This is a genomic window from Streptomyces sp. NPDC005263 (assembly GCF_042872365.1).
Classification (GTDB): domain Bacteria; phylum Actinomycetota; class Actinomycetes; order Streptomycetales; family Streptomycetaceae; genus Streptomyces.
Genome location: NZ_JBIAKJ010000009.1, coordinates 1 through 15,336, shown reverse-complemented (window position 1 = coordinate 15,336; position 15,336 = coordinate 1). Strand labels below are relative to the sequence as shown.

Below are 15,336 nucleotides of genomic sequence, written 5' to 3'. Positions count from 1 at the left end.
ATATACGACACGTAGGAGATGCAATTTCCATGACAGACGCACTCAAGCGCCTCTCCGAGGAAGGCGTGGCGATCTGGCTGGACGACCTGTCGCGCAAGCGGATCACGTCCGGCAACCTCGCCGAGCTGATCGACCAGCAGCACGTCGTGGGCGTCACCACCAACCCGTCGATCTTCCAGAAGGCGATCTCCGAGGGCGACGGTTACGACCAGCAGCTCTCCGACCTCGCCTTCCGCAAGGTCAGCGTCGAAGAGGCCATCCGCATGATCACGACGGCGGACGTCCGCGACGCCGCCGACATCCTGCGCCCGGTCTTCGACGCCACCGGCGGCCAGGACGGCCGGGTGTCGATCGAGGTCGACCCGCGGCTGGCGCACAACGTCAAGGCGACGGTCGCCGAGGCCAAGCAGCTGGCGTGGCTGGTGGACCGCCCCAACACCCTCATCAAGATCCCGGCCACCGAGGCGGGCATCCCGGCGATCACCGAGGTCATCGGCCTCGGGATCAGCGTCAACGTCACGCTGATCTTCTCCCTCGAGCGCTACCGCCTGGTGATGGACGCGTTCCTCGCGGGCCTGGAGAAGGCCAAGGAGCGCGGCCTGGACCTCACGAAGATCCACTCCGTGGCGTCCTTCTTCGTGTCCCGGGTGGACACCGAGATCGACAAGCGGATCGACGCGCTCGGCACCGACGAGGCCAAGGCCGCCCGCGGCAAGGCCGGTCTCGCCAACGCCCGCCTCGCCTACCAGGCGTACGAGGAGGTCTTCTCCGGTGAGCGCTGGTCGAAGCTGGAGAACGCCGGCGCCAACAAGCAGCGTCCGCTGTGGGCGTCGACCGGCGTCAAGGACAAGGCGTACAAGGACACGCTGTACGTCGACGAGCTGGTCGCGCCGAACACGGTGAACACCATGCCGGAGGCGACCCTGTTCGCCACCGAGGACCACGGTCAGATCCGTGGCGACGCGGTCTCCGGCACGTACGAGCAGGCCCGCGCCGACCTCGACGCGGTCGAGAAGCTCGGGATCTCGTACAACGAGGTCGTCCAGCTCCTGGAGGACGAGGGCGTCGAGAAGTTCGAGGCGTCCTGGAACGATCTGCTCAAGTCGACCGAGGCGGAGCTCCAGCGCCTCGCCCCCTCGGAGGGCTGAACCCTTGGCTCCTATTTCCGGTCACGGAGCGAACCCGCTCCGTGACCCCGCCGACCGACGGCTCCCGCGTATCGCGGGGCCGTCGGGCCTGGTCATCTTCGGCGTCACGGGCGATTTGTCACGAAAGAAGCTCATGCCCGCCGTGTACGACCTGGCGAACCGGGGTCTGCTGCCGCCGGGTTTCTCGCTGGTCGGTTTCGCCCGGCGTGAGTGGGCGCACGAGGACTTCGCGCAGGAGGTCCACGACGCCGTCAGGGAGCACGCCCGTACGCCGTTCCGTGAGGAGGTCTGGCAGCAGCTCATCCAGGGGATGCGCTTCGTCCAGGGCACCTTCGACGACGACGACGCGTTCGAGCGGCTTCGCGGCACCATCGAGGAGCTGGACAAGGCACAGGGCACGGGCGGCAACTTCGCCTTCTACCTGTCCGTGCCGCCGCGCTCCTTCCCCGTGGTCATCCAGCAGCTGAAGAAGCACGGGCTGGCTGACCAGGAGGGCGGGTCCTGGCGGCGCGCGGTCATCGAGAAGCCCTTCGGCCACGACCTGAAGTCGGCCGAGGAGCTCAACAAGGTCGTGCACGAGGTGTTCGCCCCGGACCAGGTCTTCCGTATCGACCACTACCTGGGCAAGGAGACCGTCCAGAACATCCTGGCGCTGCGCTTCGCCAACACGATGTTCGAGCCGATCTGGAACCGGTCCTTCGTGGACCACGTGCAGATCACCATGGCCGAGGACATCGGCATCGGCGGCCGGGCCGGTTACTACGACGGCATCGGCGCCGCCCGTGACGTCATCCAGAACCACCTGCTCCAGCTGCTGGCCCTCACGGCGATGGAGGAACCGTCGTCCTTCGACGCGGACGCCCTCGCCGCGGAGAAGACCAAGGTGCTCGGCGCGGTGAGACTGCCGAAGGACCTCGGCACGGACACCGTGCGCGGGCAGTACGCGGGCGGCTGGCAGGGCGGCGAGAAGGTCATCGGCTACCTCGAAGAGGACGGCATCGACCCCAAGTCGAAGACCGACACCTACGCCGCGATCAAGGTGGAGATCGACAACCGCCGCTGGGCGGGCATCCCCTTCTACCTGCGCACCGGCAAGCGGCTGGGCCGCCGGGTCACCGAGATCGCGGTCGTCTTCCAGCGGGCCCCGCACTCCCCCTTCGACCACACGGCGACGGAGGAGCTGGGCAAGAACGCGATCGTCATCCGCGTCCAGCCCGACGAGGGCATCACGGTCCGCTTCGGCTCCAAGGTGCCGGGCACCTCGATGGAGATCCGGGACGTGTCGATGGACTTCGCCTACGGCGAGTCGTTCACGGAGTCCAGCCCGGAGGCGTACGAGCGGCTGATCCTCGACGTGCTGCTCGGGGACTCGAACCTCTTCCCGCGCACCGAGGAGGTCGAGCTGTCCTGGAAGATCCTCGACCCGATCGAGCAGTACTGGGAAAAGAACGGCAAGCCCGCCCAGTACCCGGCGGGCACCTGGGGCCCGGTCGAGGCGGACCACATGCTCGAGCGAGACGGACGGAGCTGGCGCCGGCCATGAAGATAGACCTCACCGACACCACGGCCGGCAAGGTCAACAAGGCACTGGTGCAGGGCCGGCGGGCCATCGGAACCCCGGCCGTCGGCATGGTGCTCACGCTGGTCATCGTCACGGACGAGGAGAACGCGTACGACGCCCTGAAGGCCGCCAACGACGCCTCGCACGAGCACCCCTCGCGCACGCTCGTGGTCATCAAGCGCGTCTCGCGTTCGCCCCGCGACCGGACCCAGTCCCGGCTGGACGCCGAGGTACGGCTGGGCGCGGACGCGGGCTCCGGCGAGACCGTCATCCTGCGGCTGTACGGGGATGTCGCCCACCACGCCCAGTCGGTCGTCCTGCCGCTGCTGCTGCCGGACGCCCCGGTGGTGGTCTGGTGGCCGGTGAACGCACCCCTGGACCCGGCGAAGGACCCGCTGGGCGCCCTCGCCCAGCGCCGGGTCACCGACACCTACGCGTCCGAGCAGCCGGTACGGGAACTCGGTGCCCGCGCGGACGCCTACACCCCCGGCGACACGGATCTGTCGTGGACCCGGATCACGCCCTGGCGTTCGATGCTGGCGGCCGCTCTCGACCAGGTGACCTGCGAGGTCGCGGCCGTCGAGGTGGAGGGCGAGGAGTTCAACCCGAGCTGTGAGCTGCTGGCGATGTGGCTCGCGGACCGGCTGGACGTCCCGGTGAAGCGTTCACTGTCGTCGGGCCCCGGCCTGACGGCGGTCCGGATGAACACCGACTGCGGCCCGATCGTCCTCGACCGCGCCGACGGTTCCCTCGCCACCCTCTCCATCGAGGGCCAGCCCGACCGTGCGGTGGCGCTCAAGCGCCGCGACACGGCGGAGCTGATCGCGGAGGAACTGCGGCGGCTGGACCCGGACGACACGTACGCGTCCGCGCTGCGGTTCGGGGTGGAGCGGCTGAGCACCTCGAACGGGTCGCGGGGCAAGGGTGCCGAGGTGCCCGACGCGGAGCAGAACGCCGAGCCGGAGCAGAACGCCGACGCGGAGCAGAACGCCGACGCGGAGGGACCGGTGGCCAAAGGAGAAGGGGCCGTCGCGGTCCCTACTCCCCTTGAAGCGGCTGCGAAAGCACCCGCTTCAGCGGCGACGCAGGAGGCCCCGGTGAGGAAGGCGGCGGCGAAGTGAGCACTCCGCAGCTGGTCGTGCATCACGACAAGGAGCTGATGGCCCAGGCCGCCGCGGCCCGCCTGATCACGAAGGTCGTGGACGCGCAGGCCTCGCGCGGTACGGCGTCCGTGGTCCTCACGGGTGGCCGCAACGGCAACGGGCTGCTCGCCGCCCTGGCCGCGGCGCCCGCCCGGGACGCCGTCGACTGGGGCCGCCTGGACCTGTGGTGGGGCGACGAACGCTTCCTGCCCGAGGGCGACCCGGAACGCAATGTCACGCAGGCCCGCGAGGCGCTGCTGGACGCGGTGCCGCTGGACCCGAAGCGCGTGCACGCCATGCCCGCGTCGGACGGACCGTACGGGGCCGACGCGGACGCGGCGGCCGCGGGCTACGCCGAGGAGCTGGCCCGTGCTGCGGGTCCGGAGAACCACGGGGCGGTACCGACGTTCGACGTCCTGATGCTGGGCGTGGGACCGGACACCCATGTGGCGTCCCTGTTCCCGGAGCTGCCCGCCGTCCGGGAGACCGAACGCACGGTGGTCGGTGTCCACGGCGCTCCGAAGCCCCCGCCGACCCGGGTGACCCTCACGCTTCCGGCGATCCGGGCCGCCCGCGAGGTCTGGCTGCTGGCAGCCGGCGAGGACAAGGCCGAGGCGGTGGCGATAGGCCTCTCGGGCGCGGGCGAGATCCAGGCGCCGGTGGCGGGTGCGCAGGGCAGGCAGCGCACCCTGTGGCTGCTGGACTCGGCGGCGGCCTCCCAGCTGCCGCGGTCGCTGTACCCTCCGGCGTTGTCGTGAGCTGAGGGCGGCGAGGCTCTTCGCCCCGCCGCCCTCACCCGCGCGGGCTCTTCGCCCCGCCGTCCGGCCGCTCGGTGGGGCCTACTTCACCGAGCCCGCCATCACGCCCTGCACGAAGTGCCGCTGGAACGCGAAGAACACCACCACCGGCACCACCAGGGACAGGAACGCCCCCGGCGCCAGGACGTCGATGTTGCTGCCGAACTGCCGTATCTGGGACTGGAGTTCCACGGTCAGCGGCTGCGCGGAGCCGTCCGCGAACAGCAGCGCCACCAGCATGTCGTTCCACACCCACAGGAACTGGAAGATGGCGAGGCTGGCGATCGCCGGCCGGCCCACCGGCAGGACCAGGCGGGTGAAGATCCGCCACTCGCTGCCGCCGTCCATCCGGGCCGCCTCCAGCATCTCCTTCGGCATCTCGGCGAAGTAGTTGCGCAGCAGGAACACCGCGAACGGCAGCCCGTACGCCACGTGGAACAGCACCACACCCGGAATCGTCCCGAACAGGCCCAGCTGCCCGAAGAGTTTGGCGACCGGCAGCAGCCCGATCTGCACGGGCACCACCAGCAGCGCCACCACCAGCAGGAAGACGGTGTCCCGGCCGGGGAAGTCCAGCCAGGCGAACGCGTATCCGGCCAGCGCCGCCAGGGCCACCACCAGGACGGTCGTCGGCACCGATATCAGCACCGTGTTCCAGAACGCCTGGGTCATCCCGGAGTTCTTCAGCAGCGCCGAGTAGTTGTCGAAGGACAGCTGCCCGGGGCTGGAGAACACGGTCCACCAGCCGCCCTGCGCGGTGTCCCGGGCGGAGCGCAGCGAGGAGAGGAACAGCCCGGCGAGCGGGGTCACCCAGACCAGGCCGATCACCACGAGGAAGGCCTGCACGGCACCGTTGCCCAGGCCGCGCCGTATCGCGTTCATCGCTGACTCCTTCGGAAACGACGGACGTTGAAGACCATGGCCGGGACCACCAGGAGCAGGAGCAGGACGCCGAGGGCGCTGCCCAGTCCCTGGTTGTTGCCGCCGCCGAACGACACCAGCCACATCTGGGTGGCGAGCACGGTCGCGTCCTCCTGCACCGGGCCTGGCGCGATGATGTAGACGAGGTCGAAGACCTTCATCACGTTGATCACGAGGGTCACGAAGACCACGGTGAGCACGGGTGCCAGCAGGGGCACCGTGATCCGCCGGAAGATCTGCCACTCGTTCGCCCCGTCCATCCGCGCCGCCTCCAGCGCGTCCCGGGGCAGCGCCGCGAGCCCGGCGCCGATCAGCACCATCGCGAAGCCGGTCCAGATCCACAGGTACGCCCCGATGATCGCCGGTGTGACGAGCGTCGGCCCGAGCCAGGAGACGCCTCCGTAGGGCTGGGCGAAGTTGGAGGCGGGCAGCTTCACGGTGTACGAGCCCGAGTCGAGGCCGGTGAAGCGGAAGGAGCCGTCGGACGCCGTCGTCGTGTGCGCGGCCGTCCTGCCGTCGGCGCCGACGGCCTCGACCTCGGTCTCGGGCAGCCCGCTCTCCCGCCGGTCGACCTTGCCCTGCTTCCCTCCGCCGCCGGGTGTGAAGTCGAGGTAGACCACCCCGCGCAGCTCGTCCGGAGCAGCCTTGTGGGCGGCGGCCGGGTACGCGGGCTCGGCCCCCGCGGGCAGCTCCTTCGGCGGGACGCCGACCAGGCCGAGGGTCACCGAGTCCCCCGGGGAGACGGTGGCGGTCGTCCGGTAGGAGCCGTCCGGCTGCTCGGCCAGTCCGTGGCCGTCGCGGGCCCGGGCCGTCGGGTACGGCGAGGTGCCGGTGAAGGCGTCGTGCACCGAGACGACGGCCGCGTTCAGCACGCCCTTGTTCGGGTCGTCGTCGTAGGCCAGCCGGAAGATGATGCCGGCGGCGAGGAAGGACACCGCCATCGGCATGAAGAGGAGCAGCTTGAAGGCGGTCGCCCAGCGGACCTTCTCCACCAGCACGGCGAGTATCAGGCCGAGGCCGGTCAGCAGGGCGGGCGCCACCACCACCCAGATCGCCGTGTTCCGGACGGCCTTGACGGTCGCCGGGTCACGGAACATCTCGCTGTAGTTCTCGCCGCCCACGAATCGGGTGCCGGACGCGTCGAAGAAGCTGCGGCCGATCGAGAACAGCACGGGATAGACGACGAGCGCGCCGAGCAGGAGCAGGGCGGGGAAGGCGAACAGGACGGCGATGATCCGTCCGCGCCGCCGGGTGCGCCGGGCACGGACGGGCGAGGCGGGCCCGGCGCCCGTCTCTTTCACAAGGGTCGCGGTCATGGTCGGTCAGCCCTTGTACGCCTTGGCGGCCGCGGCTTCCAGCTGCGCCGCGGTCCCCTTCGGGTCGGACGGGTCGCGCAGGAAGTCCTGGAGCAGCTTCCATTCACCGGCACCCTTGGTGCCGCCGAAGGCGGCCGGGGCCTGGTCGGACAGGTCGAAGCGGACCGAATCCCCGGCCCCGACCAGGGACTTGGCGGTGGCGCGGGTGACGTCGTCGCCGTACGAGGCGAGGTCGAGCTTCTTGTTCGGGGACAGGAAGCCGCCCGCCTTCGCCCACACGGCCGCGGCCTCGGGGGTGGCCAGGTACTCCAGGAGTTGCATGCCGGCCTTGGCGTTCTTGCCGTCCTTCAGGACCACGGCCGCGTCACCGCCGCTGACCACCGGGGCCTTGCCGCCGTCGACCGCCGGGAAGGGGAAGAAGTTCGCGTCCTGCCCGATCGCCTTGCCGAACTGGTCCTTGGCGACGCCGGCCACGAAGTCGCCCTCGTAGACCATGCCGGCCTCGGGCTTCGGCCCGAACACCTTCTCGACCGAGCCCGGGAAGTCGGTGTTGAGCGCCCCCTTCTGGCCGCCCGCCAGCAGTTGCTTGTCCTTGAAAAGCTTGCCGAGCGTGCCGAGCGCCTTGACCACCGACGCGTCGGTCCACTTCAGCTTGTGGGCGGCGAGGGCGTCGTACTTCGCGGGTCCGGCCTGGGAGAGGTAGATGTTCTCGAACCAGTCGGTGAGGGTCCAGCCGTCCTGACCCGCCACCGAGAACGCGGCGAGGCCGGAGTCGGAGACGGTACGCCCGGCCTTCAGCATCGCGTCGTACGTGGTCGGCGGCTTGACCCCGGCCTGGTCGAGGGCGTCGGGGCTGTACCAGACCGTCGACTTGTGGGCGGCCTTGAAGTAGAGGCCGTAGAGGGCGCCGTCGACGCTGCCGTACTTCTTCCAGACGGGCGCGTACCCCGCGTCCACGGACTGCTCGGTGGCCTTGGACAGCGGCTTGAGCCAGCCCTGCTTCGCGAACTGCTGCAGGACGCCGACCTGCGGCACCATCACCACGTCGGGCGCGTTGCCGCCCTCGATCTTGCTGCCGACGACGGTGGAGACGTTGTCGCCGGTGGACACGAACTGTGTCTTTGCACCCGTCTTCTCGCTGAAGGCGTCCAGCACCTTCTGGAAGTTCTTCTGCTCGCTGCCGGACCAGACACCGGCCACGGTGACCGTCTGACCGCTGAGCGCCTTGTCGCCGCCGCCGGCCGAGACCGGGCCGCCGCCCGAGCAGGCGGTCGCGCCGAGCGCCAGGGCGAGGGCGGTGCAGCTCGTGAGCAGGGTCGTGCGTCGTCGCATCATCGTTGATGTCCCTTCGAGGGGTGGGAAGTTGACGGGTGATCAGGGAAGTCGGGAGAAGAAGGTCAGAGGTGGTCGCTGATCCACCAGGCGGCCGTCGAACCGGGGAGCACCCCGGCCGGGCAGGGGCCGCTGGACAGCAGCGGGGTGCCGGAGACCGGTGCGGGCGTGGGCGCCGTACCGAAGTTGACGGCGCAGACGAAGCCGTCACCGTCCTCGCCGCGGGTGAAGGCGAGGACGCCGGGCGGGGTGTCCAGCCAGCGCAGCGGACCTTCACCCAACTGGGGCAGCGCGGCGCGCAGTTGGAGGCCGTCGCGGTACAGGTGCCAGAAGGAACGGGTGTCGGCGAGGGCCCGGTCGGTGGCGTGGTCGGCGAAGTACTCCGGCTGCGGCAGCCATGGCTTGGCGCTCTCCGCTCCGGAGGTGAAACCGAACGGGGACACCTGCCCGGACCACGGCAGCGGCACCCGGCAGCCGTCGCGGATCCGGGCGCGGCTTCCGGTCCGGCGGAAGATCGGGTCGGTGAGCACGTCGTCGGGCAGGTCGACGACCTCGGGCAGGCCCAGTTCCTCGCCCTGGTAGATGTACGCGGCTCCGGGCAGCGCCAGCATCAGCAGCGCGGCGGCGCGGGCGCGGGCGGAACCGAGACCGCTGCCCTGCGGGGTCGGTTCGCCGTAGCGGGTGACGGTGCGGACCTGGTCGTGGTTGTTGAGGACCCAGGTGACCGTGGACCCGGTCCCGGCGATGTCCTGCATGGCCTCGGAGATGACCTTGCGGAAGGCGTCGGGGTCCCAGGGTGCGCCCAGCAGGTCGAAGAAGAAGGCCTGGTGGAGTTCGTCCGGGCGGACGTACTGGGCGTGTTCACGCGCGGTGGGGACGGACACCTCACCGACCAGGAGCCGCTCGCGGCCGTCGTGTGCCGTGTACTCCTCGCACACCGCGCGCCAGTGCCGCCACACCTCGTGCACCTCGGGCTGGTTCCAGGCGAGCGGGTTGACGGAGTCACGGGTGCGAGCGTCCGCCTCCGGGTCCGGGGAGTCGGGCAGGTCAGGGTGTTTGAAGAGGCCGGCGGCCACGTCGATACGGAAACCGTCGACGCCCCGGTCGAGCCAGAAGCGCAGCGTCCGGTCGAACTCGGCGGCGACCTGCGGGTCGCGCCAGTTCCAGTCCGGCTGCTCGGCGGTGAACATGTGCAGGTACCACTGGCCGGGCCGGCCGTCGGCCTCGGTGACCCGGGTCCAGGCGGGGCCGCCGAACATGGCGTGCCAGTTGTTGGGCGGTTCGGCACCGTCCGGGCCGCGGCCGTCGGCGAAGTGGAAACGGGCCCGGGCCGCGCTGCCGTCGGTGGCGGCGAGCGCCTCCTGGAACCACGGGTGCTCGCTGGAGCAGTGGTTCGGGACGATGTCGAGCAGCACCCTGATGCCGAGCCGCCGGGCGGCCGCCATCAGCAGGTCGAACTCGGCGAGGTCGCCGAAAGTCGGGTCGACGTCGCGGTAGTGGGCCACGTCGTAGCCGTGGTCGTGCTGCGGTGAGGGGTAGAAGGGGCTCAGCCAGATCCCGTCGACGCCCAGCTTCTTCAGGTACGGCAGTCCGGCCCTGACTCCGGCGAGATCGCCGATGCCGTCGCCGGTGCTGTCCAGGAAGCTGCGGACGTACACCTGGTAGATCACTGCGTCGCGCCACCAGCGGCGGTACTTGCTCGACATGCATGCATGTTAGGTAGGCGTGTCGCGAGGGTGTCAATGAAAAGAACGGAGGCTCCTACCGAGTAGGCATGACAAACCCGGCACTAAAGGGGCATTTCTCAGTCAGATGAGATGTCCGCGTTACCTAACAGGTAACTAGCGACTCGGGATGGCGGCGAGTTCCCGGGCCAGCCGTCGCACCGCCGCCTCGGGCGTCTCGCGCCCGGTCATCGCGTCCTGCACGACCGCCTGCACCACCAGACTGACCTGGTCGTAGCGGGGGCTCCTGGGCCGCGGGGCGGCCCGGACGACGCTCGCACGCAGGGTCGGCAGGTACGGGAACTCCCGCACCAGCGCGGGGTCCTCGTACAGCGCGGCCCGTACCGGCGGCAGCGCGCCGCGCGTGAGCACCTGCCGCTGGACGGGCTCGCTGGTGAGGTACGTGATCAGCCGCGCGGCCGAGTCGGGGTGCCGCGTGTGCGTGCTGACGGCCAGGTTGGAGCCACCGAGGACGCTCCTGCCCGGCCCGTCGGGCCCGGGCAGCGGCACGGCGCCGATCTTCCCGGCGACCTTCGACCCTCTGGCCGAGGCGGCGACGTACGCGTACGGCCAGTTGCGCAGGAAGAGCAACCGCCCGTCCTCGAAGGCCTGCTTCGACTCCTCCTCCTTGTACGTCAGCGCCCGCTTCGGGATCCAGCCCTCCCGCACACCCCGGGCGAGGAAGCCGATGCCCTCGCGGGCGGCGGCGGAGTTCACGGTGACGCGTTCGCCCTCGTCGCCGAGGATCGTGCCGCCCGCCGAGTAGACGGCCTCGGCCGCGTTGACGGTGAGGCCCTCGTACGGCAGGAACTGGCCGGCGTAGCCGTCGAGTCCGTACTTCGGGGCGATGGTCTTCGCGTCCCGTTCCAGTTCGGCCCAGGTGCGAGGCGGCCCGACGCCCTCCTTGGCGAGGACGTCCTTGCGGTAGAGGAGCAGGCCGGCGTTGGTGACGTACGGGACGGCGTACAGATGGTCCTCATAGGTCGCCGTGTCGACGACCGGCTTCAGGAAGGTCTTCAGCGGGAAGCGGTCGCGGGGCAGCGGCCGTATCCAGCCCGCCGCCGCGAACTCGGAGGTCCAGTTGACGTCGATGTTGAGGACGTCGAACCGGCTGCGGTCGCCGTCGCGCAGGTCGGTGGCCATCTGCGCGTGGGTCTCGTCGGCGGAGTCCGGGAGTTCGACGAGGGTGACCCTCTCGCCGGGGTGGGTGCGGTTCCAGCCCTCCAGCAGGGGGCCGAGATAGCCGGTGAGGTCTCCGGCGGTGGCCACGGTGAGCGGCCCACGGCCGCCCGCGGTCCCGTCCTCGGCGTGCGCGCCGGAGGTGACGTACCCGGTCAGGACGACCGCGAGAACGAGAAGGCCCCTACCGGCGGCGTGAATCCACCGCATAGGTTCCTCCCTGTGCACCTGACACCTGACATCTGACACCTGCGGCGGGGTGCGGGGCGCCTCGCGCGAGTCAGACGCCATGTATACCTGTTAGGTATGGGCGATACTAGGGCCCGGAGCACATTACGCGACGGAGAGGACAGCACGAGTGCGCCTGCCCCTGCTGGCTCTCCTCGCGCGCGGACCGGCCCACGGCTACGAGCTCAAGCACGACCTTGAGCAACTGCTGGGCTCCGCGTACCCTCAGCCGAACGTCGGCCAGATCTACGTCACCCTCGGCCGCCTCGAGAAGACGGGACTGATCGAGGGCGAAGAGGTCGAGCAGTCGAGCCGGCCCAACAAGAAGATCTACCACCTCACCGACGCCGGGCGGGAAGAGCTGCGCGCCTGGTACGAGGAGACGGCCGACGAGCCGCGGGTGCGCGACGAGTTCTTCATGAAGCTGGCCCTCGCCCCGCAGACCGGTCTCGCCGACCAGATCGCCCTCATCAACAAGCAGCGGCGCCAGTACCTCAACACCATGCGCGATCTGTCGAAACTGGCCGCCGCCGAGAACCGGGACAACCGCGTCGCCCATCTGCTGATCGAGGGCGCGATGCTGCACCTGCAGGCCGACCTCGACTGGCTGGAGCGGTGCCAGGAAGAACTGGAAGAGCTGGAGGAGCTGGAGTGAACGACAGCCCCGCTCCCGTGCTGCGCGCCGAGGGCCTGGTCAAGACGCACCACGGCGAGGGTGCCCCGGCGCATGCCGTGCGCGGGGTCGATCTGCGCGTACGGCAGGGCGAGTTCGTGGCGATCACCGGGCCGTCCGGCGCCGGCAAGTCCACGCTGCTGCACCTGCTGGGTGGCCTGCAACGACCGGACGGCGGCAGCATCTGGCTGGACGGCGAGCGCGCCGACACGTGGGGCGAGGCGCGCTGGGCCGTGGAGCGCAGGAAGCGCATCGGGATCGTGTTCCAGTTCTTCAACCTGGTGTCCGATCTCTCGGTCGCCGACAACGTGGAACTGCCGGCCCTGCTCGCCGGGGCGTCCCCCAAGCGGGCGCGTGCCGAGCGGGAGGGCCTGTTGGCCGAGCTGGGCCTGACGGGCAAGGAGCGGAGCATGCCCGGCGAGCTGTCCGGCGGTGAGCAGCAGCGGGTCGCGCTCGCCCGGGCCCTGGTCAACCATCCGCCGCTGCTGCTGGCCGACGAGCCCGCGGGCAGCCTGGACAGCAAGGGCACCCGCGAGGTGACCCGGCTGCTGTCCCGCTTCCACCAGCGCGGCCAGACGATCGTGCTGGTCACCCATGACGCGCGGCTGGCGAGCGCCGCGGACCGGGTGATCAGCTTCTTCGACGGGCGGATAGCCGACGACGCGGAACTCCACGGCACGCCGTCGCGCGGCACCGGCATATCCGGCGTGCTGGAACTCAAGGAGTGACATGCGGGTGACGGGCTGACATGCGGGTGTACGACTGTGCCTTCGCGGTGCACGACGGTGCCTTCGCGATGAGCGGGACGAGGGGCTGAGCCCGTGCGAGCCACCCTGCGCTGGGCGCACTCCGATCTGCGCACCCATCGCGGCGAGGCGCTGTTCCTCGTCCTCGCCACCGCCGGCATCGTCGTCTCGCTGCTGCTGGCCACGGCCCTGTTCGGGTACGCCACCAATCCCTGGCAGCGGGTCTTCACGCAGGCGCACGGCGCTCATGTGTGGCTGCACACCAGCCCGTCGGCGGATGTACGCAAGGCGGCGGAGCTGGACGGCGTCGCATCGGTCTCCGGCCCCTACCCGACCGAGTCCACCACCCTCGCCTCCCGCGGCGCCCGCGCCTCCGTCGAACTGCGCGGCACCTCGGGTAGGCCCACCGTCGGCCGCCCGCTGGTCACCTCCGGCCACTGGCTGGACTCCGGCACCCCCGACGGCGTCGTCCTGGAGAGCCGTCTGGCCCGCGCCCTGCTGGCCGAGCCGGGCGACACCCTCAGCGTGCCCGGCACCGAACGGCGCCTGACCGTCCTCGGCATCGCCGACAGCGCCGAACCCCGCTACCGGCCGGGCGAGCAACCGGGGCTCGTCTGGGCGCTCCCGTCAGCCGTGCGCGACCCCGGCGGCCAGGTGATCGGGCTGCGTCTGTCGGACCCCGGCGACACGGACTACGTCGTCCAGCGCGCCGTCACGGTCCTCGGCTCCGGTGCCGTCAGCGAGGTCTCCACCTGGCAGCAGGCCCGCGCCGAGGCGCAGGGCGACAGCCGGCTGCTGGCGCAGGTGCTGGGACTGTTCGGCCTCGGGGCACTGGTCGCCGCCGGGCTCGCGGTGCACGGGGCGATCGCCACCCGCATCCGGGGCCATCTGCGGGACATCTCGGTGCTGAAGGCGATCGGCTTCACGCCGGGCCAGGTGGTCCGCGTCTTCCTGTTCCAGCACATCGCCTACGCGCTGCTCGGGGCGGTGGCCGCGGCGGCGCTCACCCAGGCGCTGGGCAGCAGCCTCCCCGGCCGTCTCGGGGACGCGGTCGGCGTGTGGCAGGGGCTGCCCGGGCATCCGGTGGCGCTGTTCGTGGTGCCGGTGGCGGCGGTGCTGCTGATCGGTGCGACCACCGGTCTCGCGGCCTGGCGGGCGGGGCGGGTGCCTCCGGTCCCGGTGCCACGGCCCGCGGCACCGGCGGGCGGGCGGCTCTCGTCCGTGGCGCGCCGGGCGCTCGGGCTGCGGCTGCCGCCCGCGCTGGTCCTCGGCTGGCACAAGGCGTTCGCGAGGCGTCCGCGGTCGCTGGCCACGGTGGCCCGGCTCGCGTTGCCGCTGCTGCTGATCGTGGTCGCGATGAGCGCCTGGACCACCATCGACCGCTTCCACAACAGGCCCGAGCAGATCGGGGTCCCGGCCGCGCTCACCGTCCGCACGGACTCCGGTCTCGGCGAGCGGGCCACCCGTAACCGGCTGGAGCGGGATCCGGGCGTCGCCGCCGTCTACCCGGGCGTGGAGGTGGCGGCCCTGGTACCGGGGCAGACGGCCACCATCGCGCTGCGTGGCCTCGGCACTCCCCGGGAGCCGTACCCGTACGCCCTGGCCCAGGGCCGCGCCGCGCGGGGTCCCGACGAGGCGGTGGCCGGGCAGGGGCTGCTGGACCTGCTCGATGTGCGGGTGGGCGACTGGGTGCGGATGACCGTGGGTGACCGGCCGCAGATCCTGCACATCGTGGGCCGCAGCATCGAACCGGAGAACGCCGGCCGGGTCATCTCCACCTCGCTGGACACCCTCCGCGAGAACGACCCGGGCCTCGGCCCCACCTTCTACCAGCTCCGCCTGCACCCCGGCACGGACCCGCAGGTGGTCGCCGCCCGGTTGTCCGCCGCCGGGCGCGGTCACCTGGAGGTGCACGCCGTGGCGAATCCGGCCGACGGGCTGTCGCCGCTGCGCGGGGTCGTGGTGGGTCTGATCGCCGTCCTCGCCCTCATCGGGCTGATCGAACTGCTGACCGCGATCGGCGGCACCGTGCGTGAGGGCGAGCGGGATCTGCTGGCGCTCAAGGCCATCGGCCTGTCCCCACGGCAGATCACCGCGGTCACCGTCACCGCCACCGGCTGTACGGCGCTGGCCGCGGTCCTCATCGGTACGGTCCTGGGCGCCCCGCTCGCCCACTGGCTGATCGACGCCCAGGGCAGGTCGAGCGGGATCGGTGCCGGGATCGCTCAGGCACCGTCCCCCGCCCTGCTGGCGCTGTTCGGCGCGGCCGCGGTGCTGGGGGCGGTCGCGCTCGCCGCGCTGCCGGCGTCCCGGGCGGCACGGCGTCGGCTCGCGGACACGCTGAGCGCGGTGGCCTGAGCTGCCGCCCTCGCCGGTGCGGCGGGGGCGGCTCGTGCGAGAGGGGCGGCCTCCCCGCTCAGTCCCGGCCGCGCAGCTCCCGGTAGGCGGCGACCAGGGCCTTGGTGGAATCGTCCAGGCCGGGTACGTCGGTGCCTTGGGTGAGGGCGGGTTCGACGCGCTTGGCGAGGACCTTGCCGAGTTCGACGCCCCACTGGTCGAAGGAGTCGAT

The 15,336-nt window shown here is 71.1% G+C and carries 13 protein-coding genes; 7 read left to right on the top strand and 6 right to left on the bottom strand.

Annotated features, from left to right (window positions below):
* The first annotated feature begins 29 nt into the window (after positions 1 to 29).
* From tal to pgl, 4 genes are read left to right on the top strand one after another with little or no spacing between them, the layout of a single operon-like run.
* Positions 30 to 1,148: a transaldolase gene (tal, locus tag ACFYRY_RS32975; RefSeq protein WP_389153981.1), complete on the top strand. Its 1,119-nt coding sequence runs from the start codon at positions 30 to 32 to the stop codon at positions 1,146 to 1,148.
* A gap of 13 nt (positions 1,149 to 1,161) precedes the next feature.
* Positions 1,162 to 2,691: a glucose-6-phosphate dehydrogenase gene (zwf, locus tag ACFYRY_RS32970; protein ID WP_389154868.1), complete on the top strand. Its 1,530-nt coding sequence runs from the start codon at positions 1,162 to 1,164 to the stop codon at positions 2,689 to 2,691.
* Positions 2,688 to 3,830, top strand: a complete 1,143-nt coding sequence (gene opcA, locus ACFYRY_RS32965) for a glucose-6-phosphate dehydrogenase assembly protein OpcA (protein ID WP_389153978.1) — start codon at positions 2,688 to 2,690, stop codon at positions 3,828 to 3,830. The genes zwf and opcA overlap by 4 nt, the downstream gene beginning before the upstream one ends.
* Entirely contained in the window at positions 3,827 to 4,609 is a 783-nt protein-coding gene (gene pgl / locus ACFYRY_RS32960) for a 6-phosphogluconolactonase (RefSeq protein ID WP_389153975.1), read from the top strand. The genes opcA and pgl overlap by 4 nt, the downstream gene beginning before the upstream one ends.
* 81 nt (positions 4,610 to 4,690) lie before the next feature.
* On the opposite strand, the gene ACFYRY_RS32955 is transcribed toward pgl, so the two are convergent.
* From ACFYRY_RS32955 to ACFYRY_RS32935, 5 genes are all read right to left on the bottom strand, one after another.
* Entirely contained in the window at positions 4,691 to 5,530 is an 840-nt protein-coding gene (locus ACFYRY_RS32955; RefSeq protein WP_389153972.1) for a carbohydrate ABC transporter permease, read from the bottom strand.
* Positions 5,527 to 6,885: an ABC transporter permease subunit gene (locus ACFYRY_RS32950; protein WP_389153969.1), complete on the bottom strand. Its 1,359-nt coding sequence runs from the start codon at positions 6,883 to 6,885 to the stop codon at positions 5,527 to 5,529. Before ACFYRY_RS32950 ends, ACFYRY_RS32955 begins: the two co-directional genes overlap by 4 nt.
* A gap of 6 nt (positions 6,886 to 6,891) precedes the next feature.
* Entirely contained in the window at positions 6,892 to 8,220 is a 1,329-nt protein-coding gene (locus tag ACFYRY_RS32945) for an ABC transporter substrate-binding protein (RefSeq protein WP_389153966.1), read from the bottom strand.
* 62 nt (positions 8,221 to 8,282) lie between these two features.
* Positions 8,283 to 9,923 carry a glycoside hydrolase family 13 protein gene (locus tag ACFYRY_RS32940; RefSeq protein ID WP_389153963.1) on the bottom strand — a complete coding sequence of 547 codons (1,641 nt, stop codon included), beginning with the start codon at positions 9,921 to 9,923 and terminating at the stop codon, positions 8,283 to 8,285.
* 135 nt (positions 9,924 to 10,058) lie between these two features.
* Positions 10,059 to 11,330, bottom strand: coding sequence for an ABC transporter substrate-binding protein (locus tag ACFYRY_RS32935; RefSeq protein ID WP_389153960.1), 1,272 nt, complete (start codon positions 11,328 to 11,330; stop codon positions 10,059 to 10,061).
* 148 nt (positions 11,331 to 11,478) lie between these two features.
* Between ACFYRY_RS32935 and ACFYRY_RS32930 the strand changes: the two genes are divergently transcribed.
* The 3 genes from ACFYRY_RS32930 (at position 11,479) to ACFYRY_RS32920 (ending at position 15,125) form a co-directional block, all read left to right on the top strand.
* On the top strand, positions 11,479 to 12,003 hold the full coding sequence (locus tag ACFYRY_RS32930) for a PadR family transcriptional regulator (protein WP_389153957.1): 525 nt from the start codon (positions 11,479 to 11,481) through the stop codon (positions 12,001 to 12,003).
* The gene (locus ACFYRY_RS32925; protein ID WP_389153954.1) at positions 12,000 to 12,749 is read left to right on the top strand and encodes an ABC transporter ATP-binding protein; all 750 of its coding nucleotides are present in this window, start codon (positions 12,000 to 12,002) and stop codon (positions 12,747 to 12,749) included. The genes ACFYRY_RS32930 and ACFYRY_RS32925 overlap by 4 nt, the downstream gene beginning before the upstream one ends.
* A gap of 93 nt (positions 12,750 to 12,842) precedes the next feature.
* Positions 12,843 to 15,125, top strand: a complete 2,283-nt coding sequence (locus ACFYRY_RS32920; protein ID WP_389153951.1) for an ABC transporter permease — start codon at positions 12,843 to 12,845, stop codon at positions 15,123 to 15,125.
* A gap of 58 nt (positions 15,126 to 15,183) precedes the next feature.
* Here the strand turns inward: ACFYRY_RS32920 and ACFYRY_RS32915 are convergent.
* Positions 15,184 to 15,336, bottom strand: a 153-nt coding sequence (locus ACFYRY_RS32915; protein WP_389154866.1) for a hypothetical protein, incomplete at its 5' end; no start/stop codon positions are given.

Excerpts from the sequence above, each read along its gene's own strand:
- ACFYRY_RS32950 (WP_389153969.1), bottom strand. The coding sequence starts at position 6,885 with ATGACCGCGACCCTTGTGAAAGAGACGGGCGCCGGGCCCGCCTCGCCC.
- ACFYRY_RS32955 (WP_389153972.1), bottom strand. The coding sequence starts at position 5,530 with ATGAACGCGATACGGCGCGGCCTGGGCAACGGTGCCGTGCAGGCCTTC.
- tal (WP_389153981.1), top strand. The coding sequence starts at position 30 with ATGACAGACGCACTCAAGCGCCTCTCCGAGGAAGGCGTGGCGATCTGG.
- opcA (WP_389153978.1), top strand. The coding sequence starts at position 2,688 with ATGAAGATAGACCTCACCGACACCACGGCCGGCAAGGTCAACAAGGCA.
- ACFYRY_RS32945 (WP_389153966.1), bottom strand. The coding sequence starts at position 8,220 with ATGATGCGACGACGCACGACCCTGCTCACGAGCTGCACCGCCCTCGCC.
- ACFYRY_RS32935 (WP_389153960.1), bottom strand. The coding sequence starts at position 11,330 with ATGCGGTGGATTCACGCCGCCGGTAGGGGCCTTCTCGTTCTCGCGGTC.
- ACFYRY_RS32940 (WP_389153963.1), bottom strand. The coding sequence starts at position 9,923 with ATGTCGAGCAAGTACCGCCGCTGGTGGCGCGACGCAGTGATCTACCAG.